The organism is Pseudoalteromonas sp. 2CM41L (assembly GCF_023161905.1).
Taxonomy (GTDB): domain Bacteria; phylum Pseudomonadota; class Gammaproteobacteria; order Enterobacterales; family Alteromonadaceae; genus Pseudoalteromonas; species Pseudoalteromonas atlantica.
This window is the reverse complement of the sequence record NZ_JALNTN010000020.1, coordinates 32016-54854: the sequence shown is the minus strand read 5'-3', so window position 1 is coordinate 54854 and position 22839 is coordinate 32016. Positions and strand designations below refer to the sequence as shown.

At 42.7% G+C, this 22839-nt stretch carries 17 protein-coding genes; 8 read left to right on the top strand and 9 right to left on the bottom strand.

Annotated features, from left to right (window positions below):
* Nucleotides 1-121: 121 nt before the first annotated feature.
* The gene (gene yihI, locus MTF64_RS18025) at nucleotides 122-721 is read left to right on the top strand and encodes a Der GTPase-activating protein YihI (RefSeq protein WP_004589312.1); all 600 of its coding nucleotides are present in this window, start codon (nucleotides 122-124) and stop codon (nucleotides 719-721) included.
* Nucleotides 722-733: 12 nt separating this feature from the next.
* The gene (locus MTF64_RS18020; protein ID WP_004589313.1) at nucleotides 734-1249 is read left to right on the top strand and encodes a DUF2489 domain-containing protein; all 516 of its coding nucleotides are present in this window, start codon (nucleotides 734-736) and stop codon (nucleotides 1247-1249) included.
* Nucleotides 1250-1356: 107 nt separating this feature from the next.
* On the opposite strand, the gene hemN is transcribed toward MTF64_RS18020, so the two are convergent.
* Both hemN and yjgA read right to left on the bottom strand, forming a co-directional pair.
* The gene (gene hemN, locus MTF64_RS18015; protein WP_248452220.1) at nucleotides 1357-2730 is read right to left on the bottom strand and encodes an oxygen-independent coproporphyrinogen III oxidase; all 1374 of its coding nucleotides are present in this window, start codon (nucleotides 2728-2730) and stop codon (nucleotides 1357-1359) included.
* 112 nt (nucleotides 2731-2842) lie between these two features.
* Complete coding sequence (yjgA, locus tag MTF64_RS18010) at nucleotides 2843-3376, bottom strand: ribosome biogenesis factor YjgA (RefSeq protein ID WP_004589315.1); 534 nt, start codon at nucleotides 3374-3376, stop codon at nucleotides 2843-2845.
* A gap of 144 nt (nucleotides 3377-3520) precedes the next feature.
* Here yjgA and pmbA point away from each other — a divergent pair, with 144 nt between their 5' ends.
* The 3 genes from pmbA to MTF64_RS17995 all read left to right on the top strand — a co-directional run bounded on the left by pmbA (nucleotide 3521) and on the right by MTF64_RS17995 (nucleotide 7796).
* Nucleotides 3521-4870 (top strand): metalloprotease PmbA, encoded by a 1350-nt coding sequence (gene pmbA, locus MTF64_RS18005; RefSeq protein ID WP_004589316.1) that lies wholly within the window; start codon nucleotides 3521-3523, stop codon nucleotides 4868-4870.
* 117 nt (nucleotides 4871-4987) lie between these two features.
* On the top strand, nucleotides 4988-5470 hold the full coding sequence (locus MTF64_RS18000) for a DUF721 domain-containing protein (RefSeq protein ID WP_121636872.1): 483 nt from the start codon (nucleotides 4988-4990) through the stop codon (nucleotides 5468-5470).
* 250 nt (nucleotides 5471-5720) lie between these two features.
* Entirely contained in the window at nucleotides 5721-7796 is a 2076-nt protein-coding gene (locus MTF64_RS17995; protein WP_248452218.1) for a M13-type metalloendopeptidase, read from the top strand.
* Between the two features lie 202 nt (nucleotides 7797-7998).
* Here MTF64_RS17995 and MTF64_RS17990 read toward each other — a convergent pair whose 3' ends face one another.
* The 4 genes from MTF64_RS17990 to MTF64_RS17975 form a co-directional block, all read right to left on the bottom strand.
* Nucleotides 7999-9066, bottom strand: a complete 1068-nt coding sequence (locus tag MTF64_RS17990) for a phosphotransferase (protein ID WP_248452216.1) — start codon at nucleotides 9064-9066, stop codon at nucleotides 7999-8001.
* A gap of 5 nt (nucleotides 9067-9071) precedes the next feature.
* Nucleotides 9072-9470 (bottom strand): 8-oxo-dGTP diphosphatase MutT, encoded by a 399-nt coding sequence (mutT, locus tag MTF64_RS17985; protein ID WP_029773387.1) that lies wholly within the window; start codon nucleotides 9468-9470, stop codon nucleotides 9072-9074.
* 60 nt (nucleotides 9471-9530) lie between these two features.
* On the bottom strand, nucleotides 9531-12239 hold the full coding sequence (gene secA, locus MTF64_RS17980; RefSeq protein ID WP_248452214.1) for a preprotein translocase subunit SecA: 2709 nt from the start codon (nucleotides 12237-12239) through the stop codon (nucleotides 9531-9533).
* 431 nt (nucleotides 12240-12670) lie between these two features.
* Nucleotides 12671-14698, bottom strand: coding sequence for a methyl-accepting chemotaxis protein (locus tag MTF64_RS17975; protein ID WP_029773386.1), 2028 nt, complete (start codon nucleotides 14696-14698; stop codon nucleotides 12671-12673).
* 116 nt (nucleotides 14699-14814) lie between these two features.
* Between MTF64_RS17975 and MTF64_RS17970 the strand changes: the two genes are divergently transcribed.
* Complete coding sequence (locus tag MTF64_RS17970; RefSeq protein ID WP_248452213.1) at nucleotides 14815-15585, top strand: NADP-binding protein; 771 nt, start codon at nucleotides 14815-14817, stop codon at nucleotides 15583-15585.
* Here the strand turns inward: MTF64_RS17970 and hutH are convergent.
* The 3 genes from hutH to hutC form a co-directional block, all read right to left on the bottom strand.
* Nucleotides 15563-17116, bottom strand: a complete 1554-nt coding sequence (gene hutH / locus MTF64_RS17965; RefSeq protein ID WP_248452212.1) for a histidine ammonia-lyase — start codon at nucleotides 17114-17116, stop codon at nucleotides 15563-15565. The two genes, MTF64_RS17970 and hutH, sit on opposite strands and share 23 nt — an antisense overlap.
* Before the next feature lie 2 nt (nucleotides 17117-17118).
* Nucleotides 17119-18792 carry a urocanate hydratase gene (gene hutU, locus MTF64_RS17960; protein ID WP_126005641.1) on the bottom strand — a complete coding sequence of 558 codons (1674 nt, stop codon included), beginning with the start codon at nucleotides 18790-18792 and terminating at the stop codon, nucleotides 17119-17121.
* A gap of 67 nt (nucleotides 18793-18859) precedes the next feature.
* Nucleotides 18860-19567, bottom strand: a complete 708-nt coding sequence (gene hutC / locus MTF64_RS17955; protein WP_024032172.1) for a histidine utilization repressor — start codon at nucleotides 19565-19567, stop codon at nucleotides 18860-18862.
* Nucleotides 19568-19678: 111 nt separating this feature from the next.
* Between hutC and hutI the strand changes: the two genes are divergently transcribed.
* Together hutI and MTF64_RS17945 are read left to right on the top strand one after the other, a co-directional pair.
* Nucleotides 19679-20926: an imidazolonepropionase gene (gene hutI / locus MTF64_RS17950; RefSeq protein ID WP_248452211.1), complete on the top strand. Its 1248-nt coding sequence runs from the start codon at nucleotides 19679-19681 to the stop codon at nucleotides 20924-20926.
* A 122-nt stretch (nucleotides 20927-21048) separates the two neighbouring features.
* Nucleotides 21049-22713 (top strand): GGDEF domain-containing phosphodiesterase, encoded by a 1665-nt coding sequence (locus MTF64_RS17945; protein WP_248452235.1) that lies wholly within the window; start codon nucleotides 21049-21051, stop codon nucleotides 22711-22713.
* The last annotated feature ends 126 nt before the right edge of the window (nucleotides 22714-22839 follow it).

Genomic DNA, 22839 nt, shown 5'->3' with positions numbered 1-22839 from the left:
GCTAATTCAACGAGCAACCCAAGCTTTATAATGCGCAAATCGAATTCTTCTGGCTAGGCCAGCACTGCGATGCTCATGTTATGTGCCTCGCTCAAAACCTCTTAAGTGAGATGATCAAGATATGAGTAGAAAGAAAAAATCACGCAAAATTCCTTCAAACGGCCCTGTTCGTTTAAGCCAAGATAAGCTTAAAGAAATGCGTGCGTTAAAAGAGCAACGAGTTAAAAAGCCAAAGGGCGCTAAGCCTGGTTCTCGTAATGCGCCTGAGCTATTAGATAGCGATACTAAAAAAGCAAACTCAGCGCCAAAAGATAAGCGCGTCGGCAGTAAAAAAGCCGTGCCTTTAGTGGCTAGTGCACCACAGCCGCAAGTAGAAATGAAGCGTAACTTAAAGCCAACAGTTGAGCTTAAAAAGGTTACAGAGCCAGAGCTTACGCCTGAGCAAGAGCTAGAAGCGCTTGAAAACGATGAGCGTTTACTTAAGCTCGTTGAGCGCCATGAGCAAGGTGAAATGCTGACGGGTAAAGATGCGAAGTACTTTAATAGCCGTATTGCTCGCCACCAAGTACTTTGTAAGTTACTAGGTATCGAAGATGAAGACGAAGACGAGTTTGAAGATGATTTTGAAGATAACTTCGAAAGCGACGGTAACTCAGATTTCGATAAGTACCTTTCAGATGATTTAGCCAATGAGTGGCTAGATGATGATGACGACAAATAGTAAGGGCGCTTAATGAGTACCGCAGTGATTGTAGCCTTGTTTGTAGGTGCTGTTATTATTGCTGGCTTAGCATTTTATGCAGGTCAGTTGCTCTATAAGCTTAACGCGCAAAAAAAGTTAATTGCGCAAAAGCAAGCTGAGCAACAGCAAAAGCTTAAGCAGTCGCGCTTAAAGCGTAACGCTAAACTTGCAGATAGCATTCATCTAATTGCTCGTGCAATGGCTGAAGAGCAATGTGAGTACTCTGAAGGCTGTTTACGAATTTGGGTTTTAATGTCTCAGTACGCTTTTGAAGATGAGCGAGATTTAACGCTAGCGTACCCAGGCATTTATAAAATGTATAACGTTGTGAAAGAAATGCCGACCCACGATGCACGCAAAAAATACTCTAAAAAAGAGATTTTTAAGCAAGATACAGCACGTTGGCGAGCTGAAGAAAACTTTAGTGATGAGATTAAAGCCGATTGCGACAAAATCATTGTTGAGTTTAAAGCTGCGCCGGGCAGCGAAAACATCGTGTTTAATTAAACCCTCTAGAAAATACAAAAAGCAGACTCAGGTCTGCTTTTTTTATGCCTGCTTATCGACACGTTTTTACCACCTCAAACGTGATAAGCGAATTGGTATAGCACTAATTAAATCACACGTGAGAAACGGGTTTTACTTATTTGCTTTTGTAAGTGAGCATCAAAGCACATACATATAATACGAATAAATAGATTTCCGCGAGGCGTGACGCGTATTACCTTATCGTTTATATGCACCATGTCATCGTCTATTAAAGGCTTTAGCGCTAACAGCGCATCCGCAAAATACTCATTAAAATGTATAGAATGCTTTTTCGCAAATGCGTGCGTGTCTAATTCAAACTGGCAAATAAGTGATTTAATAGCCTCCGCGCGTATTACATCATCGTGCGTTAAATGCATTCCTTTATGTATAGCACTGCCGGCTTGCGTTTCAATTGCGTGATAATAATGCTTAAGCACTTTTTGGTTTTGTAAAATGGCAGTGCCAATTTGCGAAATAGACGAGACCCCTAAACCTAATAAGTCGCAATTACCGTGGGTGGTATAGCCCTGAAAGTTGCGATGTAGCTGCCCTTTATTTTGCGCGACTGCAAGTTCGTTGTCGGCTTTTGCAAAATGATCCATACCAATAAACTGATAGCCTGCAAAGGTCATTTGCGCCAAGGTGTTTTTAAACATGGTTAGCTTGTCGTGGGCACTGGGTAAGTCAGCCTCTTTTATTTTACGTTGCGCTGCAAAGCGCTCTGGTAAATGCGCGTAATTAAATACAGAGACTCTATCTGGGCTTAAGGCAATTAATTGCGCTATTGTTTTTTCAAAGCTTTGGGGTGTTTGTTTAGGTAGGCCATAAATCATATCTGCATTTATTGACTTAAAGCCAAGCTCGCGGGCTTGGGTTATCAGTGCTTTAACGGTATCTACTTGCTGTGTGCGGTTAACTGCTTGTTGTACTTCATCGTTAAAATCTTGAATACCAAAGGATACGCGGTTAAAGCCTAAAACCCGTAAGTGTATAAGCATATCTTTAGCAAGGGATCGTGGGTCTATTTCAATGCCTCGCTCAGTGTTGCGGGTAAAGTGAAAGTGCTGCTCTAATAAGTTAATTAAGCGCGTCATTTGCTTTACAGTTAAAAAGGTTGGCGTACCACCCCCTAAATGTAATTGCTCCACTGTGTAGTGTTTAAATAAAGGGGCATGCGCTGCTATTTCTTTTGTTAAGTAATCTAAATATACATCGGCTTTAGACTGATGGCGTGTGATCACCTTGTTACATCCGCAGTAATAGCAAAGCTCACTGCAAAATGGGATATGAATATACAAAGAAAGTGAGCGACTAGAGGATGATTTTATAGCGCTAACAAGGTCTTGTTGCTGATACCCCTCGCTTAAAGATAAAGCGGTAGGGTAGGAGGTATAGCGTGGCCCTGACACGTTATACTTATTTATAAGAGTTTGATCCCATTTCGGAAGCTTTATCATCACGCGCACCTTATGTATTAATGAGGTGTTGAGTATAAAAAGCTTTTAAGGGAGGGGTTTTGATCTACAACAAAAAAGGTGCCTAAGCACCTTTTTAAAAGAGTATTTTTTGTTAATACGTTATGTTGTGGGCATCTTTTAAGTATTGAAACAATTCTTTATAGCCTTTGCCTGGCTTTTCAGCTTTAACTTCTTTAGCGGCGTTGCGTACCAATTGGCGCATTTTTTGGCGCTCAAGGGTTGGGTATTGCTCAATAGTTTCGTTAATTAAATCATCGCCTTGCTCAATTAAGTCGGTACGTAATTGCTCAATTTTTTTAATTAAAACCTCAGCTTGGTTATTTTTATTAAGCATTACGTCAATAATGGCTTTAATTTCTTCAACGTTTTCTACTGTGCGTAGCGTTTTAGCAATGTAATTTAAGTGGCGGCGGTACGCATCGCTTTTATTACTGATTTTATCAGCAACTACCATGGCTGCTTTCAAATCGTCATTGAGTGGTAAGCGTTCGCGTTGCTTTTTCCCCATTTTAGCAATTTCAGAACCTAACTGATGAAACTCTTGCGCGTCGCGCTTTAGTTCACTTTTTGATACGTAAATAATTTCTTCTTCAATTTCAGCAGGCTTGCCTTTTTTCTTCGCCATGGGGTGCTCTTAAGTAAAAATAACTTTTGCCATTATACGCGATTCTTTTAGTGATTAATATTAGCTGATGTGGTGCAGTGAGTGTGTTAGCATTTAAAGATAAGAAATGCGTGCAATATTGCCTTAAGGCTCAGGACTTAATTTATGAAAAGCCAACAACACGATCCAATTTATTCTCAAATCTCTCAAGTAAAAGATGCCGTAGCTGAAGTGCTCGAGCATGCTAAAAAATTGGGTGCCACTGCCGCAGAAGCTGCTATGTCTAGTACATCGGGTTTATCGGTAAGTACACGCATGGGTGAAGTAGAAACCATAGAGTTTAACCAAGATGGTGGTTTAGGTATCAGTGTTTATGTAGGGAATAATAAAGGCTCGGCGTCTACTGCTGATCTAAACCCAAAAACACTGCGCACGGTAGTAGAAAAAGCCATTGATATTGCCAAATTTACCTCAGACGACCCTTTTAATGGTATTGCCGATAAAGAATTACTCGAGTTTGCCCCTAAGGACCTTGATTTATATCACCCGTGGGATGTAAGCCCTGAGCAAGGTATTGAGCTATGTCATGCTGCAGAGCAAGCCGCTTTAAATGCTGATGAGCGTATTGTTAATTCAGATGGTGCAAGTTTTTCATCGCACCAAGGCTTACGTGTGTATGGTAATAGCCATGGTTTAATTGCTGGTTTTCCACGTACGCGCCACAGCATTAGCACTATGGTAATAGGCAAAGAAGGCGAGCACATGCAGCGCGACTCTGCTTATACTGTTGCTCGCGATCAGGGCGGACTTAACGACGCTGCTGCGGTAGGCCTAGAAGCCGCCACCGAAACTCTGGCTAAACTAAATAGCCAAAAGCTGGGTACTATGAAAGTCCCTGTTATTTTTAGAGCCGATATTGCCAACTCATTGTTTGGCCATTTAGTGTCGGCAATTGGCGGCGGGGCGCTTTATCGTAAATCGAGCTTTTTACTCGACAGCCTAGGCACCCAAGTATTTAGTAAGAACGTTAATATTGCTGAGCGTCCTCATATATTAAAAGGATTAGCGTCGTCGCCTTTTGATAGCGAAGGGGTAAAAACGATTGACCGTGAAATTATTCAAGGCGGTGAGCTGCAAACCTACTTATTAGCAAGTTATGCAGCGCGTAAATTAAATATGGCTCCAACAGGCCATGCAGGCGGTATTCATAACTGGTTAGTTGAGCAAACGCACAACGATTTATCGGCTTTATTAAAAACCATGGGAACAGGCTTATTAGTTACCGAGCTGATGGGGCAAGGCGTAAACACCGTTACGGGCGACTACTCGCGTGGAGCAGCTGGTTTTTGGGTAGAAAACGGTGAAATTCAGTACCCTGTTAGTGAAATTACCATTGCCGGAAATTTAAAAGACATGTTTAAAGGTATTTCGGCCATAGGGGGCGATATTGAGCGCAGAGGCGGCATTCAAACCGGCTCAGTACTTATAGAGCAAATGCAAATAGCAGGCGCTTAATAGCAATTAGCAATAATACTTAATTAAGCGAATTGGTATAATATAAAAGCACATATTTAAGCCGAGTATTTAAACGCTTGGCTTAAACGTGCTTTATTTAAATTTTTGAGGTGTTGAATGGCTAAAGATAGGTACGCACCAAAACCCCTGACTGACATTATGGCAGGCCTTAATAATCGCTTATCAGCCTATGCAGGTAAAAGCCAAGCGCTTGATAAGCAACAGGTGTTGCTTAAAGAGTTTTTAGGCCCAAAGCTTGCTGAAAAATGCCGTGTGAGTAATTACCGCGATGGCACGTTGATGATTGAAGCTGTATCGGCGGCAATTGCCCTTAAACTTAATTATTTAAAAATGGATATGCAGTCGCATTTTAGAGCGGCAGGCATGGCAGAGCTCGGACAAATTAAAATTGTTGCAAACCCTCAAGCAACAGCGCGCTTAAGCCCAACAACAGATAAACCCGGCCCCGCAGGTAAAGCACCTGGCAATTCAAGAAAAATGAGCCAGCAAACTTCAGATTACCTTAATGCCATTGCCGCATCAGCCCCACCTTCGCTGAAAGAAAAGCTAGAGCGCCTTGCTCGCCATGGTAAAAAATAACTCGCAAAAGCGCGATTATGGTTGTTGGTAGGGCTATTTTGTTACCTCGTCTCATAGAAAATACTTTGTTACATATTCTATTTTATTGTTTCTTTAATGGGGTTTATCATACAAATTCGGCGTGTTGTTTTAACCGCCTAAATATTAATTTCATTAAGTGAAAGCATTGCAGGGCGCTTTTATTTTTTCTCTGCCATGCAATAGTTTAATGAAATAGATATTTTATTCTTTACTAACAAACGGAATAATTATGAAAAAAGTAACTATTACCGCTGCAAGTATCGCACTTGCACTGGGCCTAGTAGGTTGCGGTGAAAAACAACAAGAAACGCAAGTGGCCGACACCGCTGCCGTTACAGCACCAGCAGAAAAAACGCTTGAGCTAGGTGTAAACCTTGCCAATATGGATGAGTCGGTTCGTGCACAAGATGACTTTTATTACCATGTGAATGGACAGTGGCTTGCTAAAACAGAGATCCCTGGCGATAAGTCGAACTACGGCTCGTTTACACAATTATACGACGAGTCGCAAAAAGCGATGAAAACAGCGCTTGAAAGTGCCGCTAATAATAGCAGTGCTAAAAAAGGCAGCGATGAGTACAAAATTGGCGCTTTTTACAAAAGCTACATGGATAAAGACACACGTGATGAGTTAGGTATTACACCTTTACAACCTTCACTTAATACCATTGATAGCCTAGATTCAAAAGCTGATCTTGCTCCTTTAATGGCTAAGATTCAGCAGCAAGGCGCTAGCTTACCATTTGGCTGGTTTGTAAATAACGACGCTAAAAATTCAAGTGAATACGCGCTGTACTTATCGCAATCTGGACTTGGCTTACCTGATCGTGACTATTACTTAAAAGATGATGAAAAATTTACTAAAATTCGCGCATCTTACGAGCAATACATAACAGATATTTTAGCTAAATCAGGCGTTGAAAATGCCGCTGATGCCGCGAAAAACGTTATCGCATTTGAAAGCGCTTTAGCTGAGGCGCAATGGAGTAGAGTACAAAGCCGTGATGCAACTAAGTCATACAATAAAATGACCGTAGCTGAGGCAAATAAGCTAACAGGCGACTTTGATTTAGCTGCATTTTTCAAAAGTGCAGGGGTAGATACCTCAGACATTATTGTACGTCAGCCAAGCTACTTAGAAGGGTTTGCTGATGTGTACAAAGAAACAGATTTAGCAACGTGGAAAAACTACTTAAAGTTTCATTTTGTAAGTGGTTACGCGCAGTTACTGAGCACTGACTTAGTTGATCTTAAATTTGATTTTTACAGCACCACATTACGCGGCGTAAAAGAGCAAGCGCCACTTTGGAAAAAAGCGGTTGATGCATCTAACAGCGTACTTGGCGAAATTTTAGGTAAAGTATACGTAAAAGATAACTTCCCGCCTGAAGCAAAAGCACGTATGGAAGAGCTGGTAGATAACGTTATTAAAGGTTACGGCGTTGCTATTGAAAACCTGGAGTGGATGAGCCCTGAAACCAAGCTTGCAGCCCAAGAAAAGCTAAACAAATTTACCCCAAAAATTGGCTACCCAGATAAGTGGAAAGACTACTCACAGCTGAGCATTAACCCTGGTGAATTAGTGGGTAACTACATACGTTACAGCCAGTGGGCTTATAGCGACATGATTGCTAAATTAGGCAAGCCAGTGGACCGCTCTGAGTGGCACATGACGCCACAAACAGTGAATGCTTACTACAATCCAGTAAATAACGAAATTGTATTCCCAGCTGCTATTTTACAGCCACCGTTCTTTAATTTAGAAGCCGATGACGCTGTAAACTACGGTGCAATTGGCGCAGTAATTGGCCACGAGCTAGGTCACGGTTTTGACGACCAAGGTGCTAAATACGATGGTGACGGTAACTTACGTAACTGGTGGAGTGAGTCTGACCTTAAACAGTTTGAAGAGCGTACCGGCGCGTTAGTAGCGCAATACAACGAATATAAACCATTTGAAGATGCGGGTGTTAACGGCGAGCTTACCCTTGGCGAAAACATTGGCGACCTAGGTGGTTTAACGGTGGCTTATAAGGCGTATCAATTATCGTTAAGTGAGAACAAAGCGCCTGTTATTGATGGCTACACCGGCGATCAGCGTTTCTTTATGGGTTGGTCACAAATTTGGCGTCGTAAGTACCGCGATGAAGAGCTACGAAACCGCTTAATGACAGACCCGCATTCACCAAGTCACTACCGTGTTATCGGTATCTTGTCGAACATGCCTGAGTTTTACCAAGCGTTTGACGTAAAAGAAGGCGACAAAATGTATATCAAACCAGAAGACCGCGTAAAAATTTGGTAATTGATAGCCTGTTAGTTAACTTGAATCTGGTTATGAGATAAATTAGCCAGCATTTAGGTTGATAAATAAAAGCCAGTAAGTGTTTAGCTTGCTGGCTTTTTTATATTTAAATACTGAGTACTAATACCAATGCGCAATAATACCAATGCGCAATAATACCAATGCGCAATAATACCAATGCGCAATAATACTTAATTTAGGGCTACTCTATGAGTGTTTTATGCATCCAGCTTTGATTGCTTAAAATATTTTTATACAAAGCCAGCTGGTTTTGCGCACGTTCTAAATTATGTTCTGCATGGGTGGTTTTAAAGTACACGTCGTTATTTAAGTAATCAGTTAAAAACCGCACACTGAGCATTAGCGGCATAACTTTAGCGCCAAGTAGCAAACTTGCTTGCTCTTTGTTGCTAATAGCCGATTTAAGGGGGGCAAGGTAGCCTTTAACAAGCGCTGTAAATACCTCTTTACGAATAACCACTTTATCAAGATTAATTGAATCTTCTGCCTCAGCGCAGCAAAATGTGCGCACCATGTCTCCAAAGTCATATAATAAAAAGCCTGCCATACATGTATCTAAATCGATAACTGCTTTTGCTTTATATGTATTGCTGCAATACAGCATATTATTTATTTTAGTGTCGTTGTGGCACACTCGGGTGGGCAAATCGGCTGTTACGTCAGCGAGTTCTTTTACTAAATGCTGTTGTGCAATGCAGTAGTCAATGTCGTTTTTACACTGCTGGAGCCGCTCTTTAGTGGCGGTGCTAATAGCTGTATTAAGCTGCTCAAAGCGCATAGCTAAGTTATGAAAGTCAGTAATAACAGGGTAGAGACTTGATGCGTCAAAATCGAGCAAGGCACGTGTAAAGGTGCCAAATGCAAATGCGGCTTGCTGTGCGTGATGGGGCTCTGTAACCACATCTTCGCTAATACTTTGGCTAATAAAATTAAGCACGCGATAGTACGCGTTGTTAATTGTAATAAGGTATTCACCTTGGCAGGTACTTATATGCTTAACAATGTCGAGCGGGTAAGTATTTGCTTGTTGTTTAGCGCTTAGGTGCTGCTCAATTAACTGTGCGTTATTAACCAGTTGTGCTGGATTTTTAAATACATGAGTATTAAGCTTTTGAACAACAAATTGCTGCGCAGCATTAGTTAACAGCCACGTGGTGTTTATATGTCCGCTGCCTAAAGAGCTCACCTGAGTAAGCTCAGGGTTTAGCGCTAATAGCTCACTTAATTTATTTTGTATTGCTGTATTCATGTACTTTAGGCGTATCGCGCTTGTATTTTTTCGATAATCTCAGCGTTAGCAGCAGGGAACTCATAGTTACTAAGCTGATTAATAGCGACCCATTCACTTGGTTGCCCTTCGGCGCCATGTGCTTCACCGCTAAAGTTACTCACAACGTGAATATCAAGTTTTACACATTTATCGCCATAGTCATGTTCAATTACCATAAGTTGGCTAGAGCTATGAATAGTAATGCCAACTTCTTCACTTAATTCACGCTTAAGTGCAGCAAATACGCTCTCGCCAGCTTCTACTTTCCCGCCTGGAAATTCCCATAAGCCACCTTGATGTTGCTCATCGGCGCGCTTGCAGATAAAGATGGCGTTATTTTTTTTTATTACGCCTACCGCTACATTTACAATTTTTGTTGTCATGTTTTTTCTCCATAAAAAAAGCGACGCTAGCGTCGCTTTTTAATTACATACAATGCGTCGTTACTTTAATTTACCACAACATTGCTTAAACTTTTGTCCTGAGCCACACGGACACGGATCGTTACGGCCAACTTTAGGCGCTGTTCTTGCCATTACAGTTGCGCTTTGAGGTGCTTCACCGCCTACATGTTCAGCTTCTTCGTGTTGGTACTCGCGAGGGGCATTTTCACTTTTACGGTGTTGCTCTTCTACTTTTTCAACATCTTCTTCGGCACGAACTTGTACTTTACTTAAAATGCCCACTACATCAACTTTTAAGTTTTCAAGCATTTCGGTGAATAGCTCAAACGACTCGCGCTTGTATTCTTGCTTAGGATTCTTTTGTGCATAGCCACGTAAGTGAATACCTTGGCGTAAATGATCCATTGCAGCAAGGTGATCTTTCCAGTGCTGATCAAGACTTTGAAGCATAATCGCTTTTTCAAACTGACGTAGTACAGAGTCGCCAACTTGCTCTTCTTTTTGCTTGTAAGCTTGCTCAACCGCTTGCTCAATACGTTCACGAAGTTTTTCTTCGTATAGTTTATTGTCATCAGCTAACCACTGCGTGATAGGCAGCTCAATCAGGAAGTCTTGTTTTAAGCGCTCTTCAAGGCCTGGGATATCCCACATTTCAGCAAGGCTTTGTGGTGCAATGTATTGATCAATAACACCGGCAAGTACATCACCACGGATTGCTGTAATGGTTTCTGAAATATCGCCTTCTTCAAGCAGCTCGTTACGTTGAGAGTAAACAACACGACGTTGATCGTTTGCTACATCATCGTACTCAAGTAATTGTTTACGTACATCAAAGTTACGTGCTTCTACTTTACGCTGAGCGTTTTCAATTGCACGGTTAACCCAAGGGTGCTCAATGGCTTCGCCGCGTTGCATGCCTAGTTTACGCATCATGTTAGTCATGCGCTCGCCGGCAAATATACGCATTAGCGCATCATCCATCGATAAGTAAAAACGGCTAGAGCCGGCATCACCCTGGCGACCAGCACGGCCACGTAATTGGTTATCTATACGGCGCGATTCATGACGCTCAGTACCAATAATGTGTAAACCGCCAGCGTCAATTACTGCATCGTGACGAATTTTCCACGCCGCTTTAATTTCAGCAATTTGCTCATCTGATGGGTTTTCTAGTTTTTCAACTTCGCTGTTCCAGTTACCACCAAGCACAATATCGGTACCACGACCGGCCATGTTGGTTGCAATTGTTACAGTACCTGGTAAACCAGCATCCGATACGATGTCAGCTTCTTGCGCGTGGAATTTAGCATTAAGTACGTTGTGCTTAATTTTTTCTTTGCGTAAAAACTGCGATAAATACTCAGAGCTTTCAATCGAAATAGTACCTACAAGCACAGGCTGTCCGCGCTCTTGGCAATCTTTAATATCGGCTAAAATAGCTTCGTATTTTTCTTCTTGTGTTAGGTAAACTAAATCGGCGCGATCATCACGGATCATCGGCTTATTAGTTGGCATAACAACCGTGTCTAGGCCGTAAATAGATTGAAACTCAAATGCCTCAGTATCGGCTGTACCTGTCATACCGGCTAAAGTTTCGTATAAACGGAAGTAGTTTTGGAAAGTGATTGAAGCCAGTGTTTGGTTTTCGTTTTGAATTTTTACACCTTCTTTAGCTTCAACAGCTTGGTGTAAACCTTCAGACCAACGACGACCTTCCATTGAGCGCCCTGTGTGCTCATCGATAATGATAACTTCGTTTTCTTTAACAACGTAATCAACATCTTTTTGATAAAGCTTGTGGGCACGAAGTGCGGCATACACATGGCTCAGTAAGGTAATGCTACCGGCTGAGTAAAGCGAGTCGCCTTCTTCAATCAAGCCACGTTCAGTAAGTAGGTCTTCTACTTTAATTTGACCGCGCTCAGTTAAATGAACTTGCTTAGACTTTTCGTCGATTGTGTAATCGCCATCGCCTTCAATGCCTTCTTCGTCTTCTTTTTCTTGAAGCTCTAAAAGCGGCACAATTTTATTGATCTCGATGTATAGCTCAGAGCTATCTTCAGCTGGGCCTGAGATAATAAGTGGTGTACGCGCTTCATCAATTAAGATTGAATCCACTTCATCCACTACTGCATAAAACAGTGGGCGTTGTACGCGCTCATCAATGCTAAATGCCATGTTGTCACGTAGGTAGTCAAAACCAAACTCGTTATTAGTACCGTATGTAATATCGGCACTGTAAGCTTGTTTTTTCTGTTGTGGCATCATGCCTGGTACGTTACAGCCCACAGTAAGGCCTAAGAACTCAAATAACTCGCGGTTTGTTTCAGCATCACGTTTAGCAAGGTAGTCGTTCACGGTAATTACGTGCACGCCTTTGCCTGTTAAGCCATTTAAGTAGGCTGGAAGTGTGGCTGTGAGGGTTTTACCTTCACCGGTACGCATTTCTGCAATACGACCTTGATGTAAAACCATGCCGCCTAATAGCTGTACGTCAAAGTGACGCATGCCATTTACACGCTTTGACGCTTCGCGTACCACAGCAAATGCTTCAGGTAGAATGTCGTCAAGGCTTTGTCCGTTATCGTAACGTTCTCTAAACTCAGCTGTCTTAGCTCTTAAATCTTCATCAGAAAGCGCTTCTAATTGCGTTTCTAGCGCATTAATTAGCGCGACCGTCTTTCTTAGGTTTTTAATAGTGCGGTCATTGCGACTACCAAAAATCTTGGTAAATAAATTAGATATCATGATAAAACCGTTACAATGTATTCTTTGTTAACCGAGTGTCGGCTAACCCATTTTTTACAATTGGTAATTAATATGTACTTTTACATAACCTGCAGAACATATTAATTAGCAATTTTGTATTAAAGAGCCTCAAAGCACTGTTTAATACGTGTGCTACTATACCAGACTCTGCCAAACAACAAACTATCTCAACTAAAAGATGTGTATTAAAAACAGAAAAATTTGATCTGATGCGTAAAAACCACTTTAACTGATTTAATTACGCTAAAAAATAGCAGCAAGTTGTGAAGATATGGTGTTAAAAAATTTAAAAACAAGAGTGCTAGGGCATGCGGGCCTTGGGTGATTGAAATTCATTCAATCCACAATGCTCAACACGCCCTAGGTGGGTTAATTTTATACTTAGTTACCCACCTTATTACGCTATGTATTTAAAGCTTAAACTGATTAACCGTTTTGTTTAAGGCAACAGCAAGGTCGCTTAAATCGCGCGCTTCATCTGCTAAAATGTGTGCGTGATCAGCGGTGCTGTTTACTAAGCCATTAATTGCTGCAAGGCTGGTATTAATATCCTCTGCGACAACGGTTTGTTGCTCAGTTGAAGTGGCAATTTGGTGGCTTTGGTCTTGCACTTTAGTTACCGACTGAGCAATGTTTTGTAATGAACTTAGCACTTCTTTTGTTTGCGATACTGAGCCTTCAGTTTGCTCTTGCCCTTGTAGCATCATTACCGACGCTTGTTGGGCAATTTGCTGTAAGCGAGAAATCATATTACGAATATCGTCTGTTGATTCTTGCGTACGGCTTGCCAGTGAACGTACTTCATCAGCAACTACCGCAAAACCACGGCCATGCTCACCTGCACGCGCAGCTTCAATGGCGGCATTTAGAGCAAGTAAGTTGGTTTGATCGGCAATGGAGTTAATTACATCCACCAATGCACCAATGTTATTACTTTCTTGCTCAAGCCCTGCTACCACTTTAGACGCTTCACCTATGTGTAGCGCAAGTTCGGTCATCACACGTTGTGCTTGAGTTGAGCGGTCAGCCCCTTCGGCAGTAATAGCTTGTACTTCTTCGGCGGCGCTGTTGGTATGCTGTGCGTTACGCGATATTTCAAGTACAGTGCTGGCCATTTCGGTCACGGCGGCACTAACGCTGTCTACTTGTTGTTTTTCTTGCTGTATTTCGGTGTTGGTTTGAGCAGACACGTTTTTAAGTTGCGCTGCGGCATTGGTCAACTGCTCAGCTTGTGCGGCTGTTTCTAACATCATGGCGCGCAGCTTATCAATGAATGTATTCATGTGATTGGCAAGCTGGCCGACCTCATCCTGGCTGGTAATATTAATCTTTTGGGTTAAATCGCCTTCGCCCGATGCAATATCACGCATTATATTAGTTAAAGTGGTAATAGGCTGCGAGATCATGTGGGTTGCCCATAATATCATTGCTAAAATGATCACTAAAATAATCACCACTGCGGTGGTTGTGGTGGTAACCGCCTCATTAACGGGGGCTTCAATCATGCTGGTTGGGATCAGTATACCTACATACCAATCTAGATAAGGTTGCTCTAGTTGTAAGCGATGATACACCACATAATACTCTTCTCCTTTTAAGGTCACCAATTGGCTGCCTTCGAGGTTATTACGCATTTGTGCATTAAGCTCTGTAAAGCCTGAAGTATTATTAAACTGGCTTTCAAGGCCATCTAGCCCTTCTTTACCTTTAGGGCCTTCGTCGGTGTTAGACAGCTTATGGCCGGTAGCATTTGAAAAGTGTACAACCTTTTGATTGCCATCGAGTAAAAAGCCATAACCTTGGCCGTTAAAGCGAATACCTTCAACCATATCGTTGATTTTATTAAGCTGCAGATCAACGCCGCCCATACCAATAAGTTTACGCTGTGCATTGTATACCGGCTGCTGTACAACTGCTGAGGCAACCCCAGTGGTTAAATCGACCGATATAGGGCCTACGTAAAGTTTATTAATTTGCAGGGCTTCTTGCCACCAACCACGTTTATAGGCGTAGTAAGGTTGGCCATTGTAATGGCTGGTACGCTCGTTTTCTTTAAAGTATTCACCGGTGGTTGCTGATGCGAAAAACGCCGACAGTACATTTTCGTCATTTGAGCTAATGCGTACAAAGTCTTGATTTACTTCGTTGTAGCCGGGGGCATTTTTAATCGGCTGGTCGCGAGTATCCCAATTTTCAAAAAAATTAACTAAATGCGGGTTATTAACAAACGTAGAAACCAGCTTGCCATACTTTGCAAAGTAGCTTTGCATTGAAAGTTGTTCGCTTTGTAGGTAGCTTTGAGCTTCGCGCTCAATGTTTACTCTGGAAAGGTTCGCGATGTGATTTACAAAAAATGTTGAAGCAATAATTAGCAAAATGGTGATGGTGCCACCAATCAATAATAATATTTTCTTCCGTAATGATAAATTATTTAGCATAAGTGCACGTATTATTGTTTTTTAGTAGGTTGTATCTAATCATATCTTACTTTAAATCTCTATGAAGTTAGATAAAAAGCACTAATTATGCGTTTAAAATGAAGGGTTATGCAAAAATGGAAACAAAAGCTAATAAATTAGTAGTATTAGGCGCAGGCTGGTTGGGTCATACTTTGTGCCTACAAGCTAAACAGGCGGGTTGGCAGGTACAAGGTACGCATAGAAGTGATGAGCACACAGACGATTTTCAGCGTCAATTTGTACTGATTGATGGGCAACTAATACATCAAATAGATTTACACGATGCTTACTGGGTGTGTGCAATCCCCCCACGAAGCAGACACAGTGAAAGTAACTACCCAGAAACACTAAGCGCTGCACTTTCACTTTCTAAACAATTAAATGCAAAGGGCTTTATTTTGTGCTCATCTACCGGTGTGTACGACCAAGAGCCGGGTGTTTACACTGAAAGCAGTGAAATAAGTTGTACTAATGAGCGACAAATAAAACTATACGATGGCGAAGAAAAGGTGCTTGATCAAGACGGTAAGGTACTGCGTTTAGCAGGGTTATTAGGACCTAACCGCGAGCCGGGGCGCTTTGTTGCTGGGAAAAAATTAAATTCATCGAGCCAGCAGGTGGTTAATATGGTGCATCAACAAGATGTGATAAACGCCATTTTTGCGGTAATAGAAAACTATAACTCGGGGCAAAATATTTACAACGTGGTAAATCCATCGCACCCAACTAAAGCGAATTATTATGCACAAAAGTGTGCAGAGCATGGCGGCGAAATGCCAACCTTTACCAGTAATGAAAGTGCTGAGCGCAAAGTACTTGGCTCAGCAATTGAAGCGTTAGGTTTTAGCTATCAGCATGGAATTTAAAATGCGATGGTAGTGGGTTGTGGTGAATAAAGTCGCACAATGCCCCTTGTGCTAAAAGTGTATTGGTTGCGTCTATATCGGGGGCAAAGTAGCGGTCTTTATCGTAGTAACTTACATGCTCGCGCAGCAGAGCTTTTGCTTTTTCTACTTGTGGTGAAGGTTTAAGTGGGGCTCTAAACTCAAGCCCTTGAGCAGCTCCAAGCCATTCAATTGCTAATACCCCGCGGGTGTTATTGGCCATTTCCTTTAAGCGCCTTGCTGCAAAGGTTGCCATAGAGACATGATCTTCTTGATTTGCTGATGTTGGCAAGCTGTCTACCGAGGCGGGGTGCGCAAGCGATTTGTTCTCGGAGGCAAGCGCAGCTGCGGTTACTTGGGCAATCATAAAACCTGAGTTAACTCCGCCGTTTTCAACTAAAAAAGGTGGCAGTGTAGAGAGGTTTGAATCAATAAGTAGCGCGATTCTTCGCTCTGCCAGCGCGCCTATTTCTGCAATCGCAATGGCTAAGTTATCAGCTGCCATTGCAACGGGCTCTGCATGAAAGTTACCACCGGATATAATATCGCCCACATCGGCAAATACCAGCGGGTTGTCGGTAACGCCGTTTGATTCACATAACAACACTTCTGCGGCGTGGCGTATTTGTGTTAAACACGCGCCGAGTACCTGAGGTTGGCAGCGAAGGCAGTAAGGGTCTTGTACTTTTTCGCAGTTTACGTGAGATTGGCTAATTTGTGATTCAGTACTAAGTAGCTCTCTAAATACACTGGCCGTATCAATTTGCCCGCGTTGCCCCCGTATTTCGTGAATGCGTGCATCAAAGGGCGCGCGGCTGCCCATTGCAGCTTCTATGCTAATAGAGCCTATAACACAGCTTTGTGCATATAAATCCTCTGCTTTGAAAAGCCCTTGTAACGCAAACGCGGTAGAGGCTTGTGTACCATTTAACAGTGCCAGTCCTTCTTTTGCGCCTAATGTAATAGGTGAAAGATTGGCAATTTTCAGCCCTTGCTCTGCACTTATAATTTCACCTTTGTGGCGCATTTTGCCTTCACCTAATAGTGGAAGGCACATATGAGCAAGAGGCGCTAAATCGCCCGAAGCACCCACAGACCCTTTTTGTGGTACGCACGGGTACACTTCACTGCACAGTAGTTGCATAAAAAATGCGATCACCTCTAGGCGTATCCCTGAGTAGCCCCGAGACAAAGAGTTTACTTTTAAGGTCATCATTAGTCTTACAGTACTGTCGTCCATGAACTCCCCAATACCGGCAGCATGCGAAAGTACAATACTGCGCTGCAGTAGCTCAAGCTCGTCATCTGCTATTTTTGTATTGGCTAATAAGCCAAAGCCGGTGTTAATACCGTACACCGTTTGGCGTTTGTTTATTACGTTTTGAACAGTTTGTGCGCTGGCCGCTATTTGTGTACTGGCGCCATCGACTAAGTTAAGTGTGACAGCTGAGTCATTAATTTTTCTTAGGGTGCTTAAATCTAACTGCCCTGGTGTGAGAGTGTATGAAATCATGACTATTCCTTGTTTAGCATAGGGAGATCTAGGTGGTGCTCTTGCGCGCAATTTTTTGCAATGTCGTAGCCTGCATCAGCATGGCGCATAACGCCGGTAGCAGGGTCGTTCCAAAGCACACGAGCTATGCGTTGCGCAGCTTGTTCACTACCATCTGCAACAATAACCACGCCTGCGTGCTGGCTAAAGCCCATGCCCACTCCGCCGCCATGGTGCAGCGACACCCACGTTGCGCCACCCGCAGTATTAAGCAAAGCATTAAGTAACGGCCAATCAGAAACGGCGTCTGAGCCATCTTGCATACTTTCGGTTTCACGGTTGGGGCTTGCTACAGAGCCAGAGTCGAGATGATCGCGACCAATTACAACCGGCGCTTTAAGCTCGCCATTTTTAACCATGTCGTTAAAGGCCAGTGCAAGGCGGGCTCGGTTTTTTAAACCAACCCAGCATATGCGCGCTGGCAAACCCTGAAATTGAATGCGCTCACGCGCCATATCAAGCCAGTTATGTAAGTGGGTATCTTCTGCGATAAGCTCTTTCACTTTTGCATCGGTTTTATAAATGTCTTCGGGGTCGCCTGAAAGCGCAACCCATCTAAATGGGCCAATTCCTTCACAAAATAACGGACGGATATAAGCAGGCACAAAGCCCGGAAAATCAAACGCGTTAGTAACGCCTTCTTCAAATGCCATTTGGCGAATGTTATTGCCATAGTCGGTAGTGGCAGCACCGGCTTTTTGAAGTGCTAGCATGGCGTTTACTTGCACTGCCATAGATTGCTTAGCGGCTTTAACCACTGCCTGTGGGTTTTGTTCACGCATTTTTGCTGCGTGTTGCATGTTCCAACCTTGCGGTAGGTAGCCGTTGAGTGGGTCGTGCGCTGAGGTTTGGTCGGTCACTATATCAGGGGTAATATTACTGTTTGCCAGTGCAGTAAAAATATCGGCAGCATTACCTAATAAGCCTACCGATAATGCCTTACCTTTAATGCAAGCATCGGTAACTAGCTCAAGCGCGTGCTCAAGTGTCGTGGCTTTTACATCAACGTAGCCGGTTTTAATTCGAAAATCGATGCGGGTTTCGTCGCATTCCACAACTAATGCGCTAAAGCCTGCCATCGTCGCGGCGAGTGGTTGTGCGCCTCCCATACCGCCAAGGCCTGCTGTTAAAACCCATTTACCTTTTGCATTACCGCCAAAGTGTTGCTTTGCCATTGCTACAAAGGTTTCGTAAGTGCCTTGCACTATGCCTTGTGAGCCAATATAAATCCAAGAGCCCGCGGTCATTTGCCCATACATCATTAAGCCTTTTTTATCTAGCTCATTAAAGTGCTCCCAATTTGCCCAATGTGGCACCAGGTTAGAATTAGCAATGAGAACGCGCGGCGCGTTTTCGTGGGTTTTAAATACGCCCACGGGCTTACCCGATTGCACAAGCAGGGTTTCGTCGTTTTCGAGCCTATCAAGGGTTTCAATTATTTTATCAAAGCTTGGCCAGTCTCTTGCCGCACGGCCAATACCGCCATATACCACTAACGCGTGAGGGTGCTCTGCCACATCAGGGTCTAAATTGTTCATTAACATGCGTTTAGCGGCTTCTGTTTGCCAACTTTTAGCGCTAATTTTATCGCCATGAGGCGCGCGGATTTCTCGGTGTGTGTCGAGCCGGTTGTTCATGAATTTCTCCTGTTGTATATACAAGATGGTCAGCTACAAAAAAACGCCCTTGAGCGTTACGTTGTTATTATTTTTTAAATGTTAAGTGCCCGCCCAAACGGTATTTACTGCCCGGTGATACTAAGCGAGCAAAGCTCACTATGCCTTTTGTAGACCAAGTACGACGAATAACCTGTAAGCAGGGCTCTTCGTTATACAGGTTAAGCCATTGGCACATTTGCGAGTTGGGCATAACCGCTTCCACTGTGTGGCGCGCTTGTGTGAGCGGCGCTACGCTCGATAAGTATTCATGCGGGGTGAGGGCGCTAAAGTCTTGCTGTAAATAACCCGCGGCTAAAGCTGGGTTTACAAATCGCTCTTCAACTTGCAGTGGTTTGTCGTTCTCATTGTGTACAAGCACACTGCGATACACCACGCTATCTACTTCAACGCCAAGCGCAATGGCTATGGGTGCTACCGCATTGATTGATTCAAGCACCTGCACACTACAGCTGTATTGCCCGTTACGTTCTTTTACTTCATCGGCTATGTTTTTAATTTCAAGTAGTGACGACTGCGATTTAAAACTTGCTACAAACGTACCTAACCCTTGGCTGCGCGTTAAAATACCGGCATCTGTTAATTCGCTCAGTGCACGTCGTGCGGTCATACGGCTTACAGAAAATTGGCTGCTAAGCTCGTTTTCTGAAGGGACACGTTGGTTTTCTTGCCATGCGCCATTTTTTATTTTATCGACAATAAATTGTTTTATTTGTGCAAATTTAGGTGTGGTCATTACTATTATTAGCTGTACTTAAAATAAACTATTTAATAAAGATGGCATAATTATCTTGTATATACAAGGTGTATTGTTAGACTGTATTTTAAGCACGTTAGGGAGCTAAGCATGCAAAATAAAACAACGGGTTACACCTTAGAAGATCTCGACTTATTATTAACTGATGCCAACATAGCAACCATGGATGGCACAATAGATGCAGCTTATGGGGCTATAGAAAATGCGGCACTGGCGATTAAAAACGGCGAAATTGTATGGTTAGGTGAGCAATCAAACTTACCCAGTTTTGATGCCTTTGCTACCCCTACATTAAGTATTAAAGGGCAATGGTTAACGCCTGGGCTTATTGATTGCCATACACATTTAATATTTGCAGGCTCCCGAGCTGAGGAATTTGAGCAGCGCTTACAAGGTGTAAGCTATGAACAAATAGCTGCACAAGGTGGCGGTATAGCCAGTACCGTTAAGGCCACTCGCGCGGCAGATCATGAGCAGTTATTTGTTGATGCAAAAGATCGCTTAAACACTTTACTTGCCGAGGGCGTAACGACTGCTGAGATAAAGTCGGGATACGGGCTTGATGTTGAAAACGAAATAAAAATTTTAGAAGTGGCGCGTTTGCTTAATGAGCATCATCCTATTGATATTAAAACCACGTTTTTAGGTGCACATGCGCTACCCCCTGAATACAAAGGCCGTGCAGATGAATACATAGATTTAGTATGTACGCAGATGCTTGAGCACGTAGTGGCTAATAACCTTGCCGATGCTGTGGATGTATTTTGTGAAAATGTAGGCTTTAGTCTTACACAAACAAAACAAGTGTTTGATGCAGCTACAAAACATAACTTGCCGGTAAAATGCCATGCTGAGCAGCTTTCTAATCAGCAGGGCGCACAGCTGGTGGCTGAGTATAAAGGCCTTTCAGCTGATCATATTGAGTACCTTGATGAAAACGGCGTAAAAGCCATGGCAGAGACTGGCACTGTGGCTGTTTTATTACCTGGGGCTTTTTATTTTTTACGAGAAACACAGCTCCCTCCCATCGATTTGCTGCAAAAATACAATGTGCCTATTGCTATTGCCAGTGACTTTAACCCAGGCACCTCGCCTTTATGTTCTGTGCAATTAATGATGAACATGGCATGTACTTTATTTAGGCTCACCCCTGAGCAGGCTCTTGCGGGAGTAACCCGCAATGCAGCGCAGGCACTAGGTTTGAAAGACAGAGGCGTGCTAAAGGTTGGTGCAAGGGCTGATATTGCGCACTGGCAAATAGGTCACCCTGCACAATTAAGTTACCAATTTGGCGTAAATAAACTGTTAAATCTATGGATTTTGGGTAGAATTAATTAGTTTGTATTATTTTTGTCCATATTTAACATGCTTTTATTAAATTTTATTGCTAATGGAGTGGCGTAAGCTTGAGTATTTTGACTGACAGTAACTTTCCAATATTTTTTAGCGGCGCGCTGTTAATGGCGATGGTCGCTACGTTATTTGCGGTTAAAAATACCAGTATTAAATTTAGTTACTTATGTACAGGCGCTGTCGGTTTAGCCATTTTAAGTAGCGGGGCTGCTTGGTTAGCAATCTTGCTCGCTTTTGGTTTTTGCTTTCATTTATGGCAAGCGTTTGAGCGTAATAGTTGGAGCATGATTATCACAAGTGCCGTTTCAGGGTTGCTATTTGTGGTGTTGTTTTCAGCGCATTTACTTATGGATGTGCCCCTATTTTGGGTGGTGGTGGCTATTATTCTGCTAGCGGTTGTAGGACTAATGAGCGAGGAAGAAGAGCTCAAAGTTGAAGATTCGCATAACATTAATGAGCCTGAACCGTACCAAGATAACTCTCCTCTTGCTGCATTTGCAGATAAACAGCAATTACGCCAAGGCTATTACAGCTGGTGTGAAGAAAAACAGCTAGAAGCAGCACTGGTGATTGTTCGTCTAGAAGGGTTTGAGCAAGTTAATCAGCACATAGGCAGAGATTTTGGTGATTTGCTTTTGGCTCAATCGGCCAACAGAATAAAAGACTTACTAAATAACGACAATGTGATTGATTTAGGTGGCCAAGAAAAATTGGCGCATTTAGGCGGTCTTAACTTTGCCTTTATTTGCAGCTTAGCTGTGCACAAACATAGCCATGAACACATCATTGAGCAAATTATTGGCGCAACACTTAAACCGTTTAACGTCGCTAATTGTACCGTAGAGGTAAAAGCAAGGGCGAGTTACGTTAATTGCGATGAGCAAGACGCTAACTTTGATAACTTAGTATCGTGTGCATATTTAGCCCTTGATAGTCAGCCTAAAAAAGCGGTGGTTGTGTACCATCAACAAATGATGGTTGAGCAACTTGAGCAGCAAGCCCGTTTAAAAGAGCTGGCTAATATTGATTTTGTAAGCGAGCTTGAACTTTATTTTCAGCCTATTATTCGCAATGACGACGGCCAAATTGAGTTTTTAGAGCTTCTGTTGCGTTGGCAGCACCCTCAACAAGGTATTTTATCTGCCCACCGGTTTATTGATGATATTCATATTGCGGGTTTAGCTTACCCACTGGCTAAGTTTGTTATAGAGCGGGCCGCAGAGCTTGCCATGGCACTTCGCATAGAGGGGATTGCTATACCGCTGAGCATTAACTTATTCGGCCCCGAAATGCTTAACGAAGAGTTTGTTGAGTTTGTAGATAGCGTGGTAAGTGAGCACAACTTACAACACGGAGATTTAATTGTTGAATGCCCGCTGCATATATTCACAGATTTAGATAATAAGGGCCGTGCGATGATTGCCCGATTAAATAATATAGGTTTAAAAATATGCGTTGATGGGCTAGGCGATAACCCCATTGTTCTTTCTAAGCTGCCAAATCTAGCTGTTGAATACATTAAGGTGGCGCCATCGCTTACTGCAGATTTTAGCAATCAAAATAATATTCGCAGCCTAGTAGGCGGTATGGTTGAAATGCATAACCAACAAAATACCAAGGTTATTTTTGAGGGCGTTGAAACCTTAGACCAATTAAAGTTTGTAAAAAGTTTAAAAGCGCACGCAGCACAAGGTTATTATTTTGGCCACCCGTTAAGCAGCATTGGCTTAATGAGTTGGCTAAAGCAGTGGCAGGCTCACCAAACTCAATAAGTTTTGCCAAGCTGCAATAATTATTTTGTAAGGAAAATTCTGCAATTAGCTGCGATAGAATTACTCACTTATGAGCGTATAGCGTGCAAAAGTGAGTTATACACCTGCCAATAGTAAGCTCAATTA

Excerpts from the sequence above, each read along its gene's own strand:
- yihI (WP_004589312.1), top strand. The coding sequence starts at position 122 with ATGAGTAGAAAGAAAAAATCACGCAAAATTCCTTCAAACGGCCCTGTT.
- MTF64_RS18020 (WP_004589313.1), top strand. The coding sequence starts at position 734 with ATGAGTACCGCAGTGATTGTAGCCTTGTTTGTAGGTGCTGTTATTATT.
- hemN (WP_248452220.1), bottom strand. The coding sequence starts at position 2,730 with ATGATAAAGCTTCCGAAATGGGATCAAACTCTTATAAATAAGTATAAC.
- yjgA (WP_004589315.1), bottom strand. The coding sequence starts at position 3,376 with ATGGCGAAGAAAAAAGGCAAGCCTGCTGAAATTGAAGAAGAAATTATT.
- pmbA (WP_004589316.1), top strand. The coding sequence starts at position 3,521 with ATGAAAAGCCAACAACACGATCCAATTTATTCTCAAATCTCTCAAGTA.
- MTF64_RS18000 (WP_121636872.1), top strand. The coding sequence starts at position 4,988 with ATGGCTAAAGATAGGTACGCACCAAAACCCCTGACTGACATTATGGCA.
- MTF64_RS17995 (WP_248452218.1), top strand. The coding sequence starts at position 5,721 with ATGAAAAAAGTAACTATTACCGCTGCAAGTATCGCACTTGCACTGGGC.
- MTF64_RS17990 (WP_248452216.1), bottom strand. The coding sequence starts at position 9,066 with ATGAATACAGCAATACAAAATAAATTAAGTGAGCTATTAGCGCTAAAC.
- mutT (WP_029773387.1), bottom strand. The coding sequence starts at position 9,470 with ATGACAACAAAAATTGTAAATGTAGCGGTAGGCGTAATAAAAAAAAAT.
- secA (WP_248452214.1), bottom strand. The coding sequence starts at position 12,239 with ATGATATCTAATTTATTTACCAAGATTTTTGGTAGTCGCAATGACCGC.
- MTF64_RS17975 (WP_029773386.1), bottom strand. The coding sequence starts at position 14,698 with ATGCTAAATAATTTATCATTACGGAAGAAAATATTATTATTGATTGGT.
- MTF64_RS17970 (WP_248452213.1), top strand. The coding sequence starts at position 14,815 with ATGGAAACAAAAGCTAATAAATTAGTAGTATTAGGCGCAGGCTGGTTG.
- hutH (WP_248452212.1), bottom strand. The coding sequence starts at position 17,116 with ATGATTTCATACACTCTCACACCAGGGCAGTTAGATTTAAGCACCCTA.
- hutU (WP_126005641.1), bottom strand. The coding sequence starts at position 18,792 with ATGAACAACCGGCTCGACACACACCGAGAAATCCGCGCGCCTCATGGC.
- hutC (WP_024032172.1), bottom strand. The coding sequence starts at position 19,567 with ATGACCACACCTAAATTTGCACAAATAAAACAATTTATTGTCGATAAA.
- hutI (WP_248452211.1), top strand. The coding sequence starts at position 19,679 with ATGCAAAATAAAACAACGGGTTACACCTTAGAAGATCTCGACTTATTA.
- MTF64_RS17945 (WP_248452235.1), top strand. The coding sequence starts at position 21,049 with ATGGCGATGGTCGCTACGTTATTTGCGGTTAAAAATACCAGTATTAAA.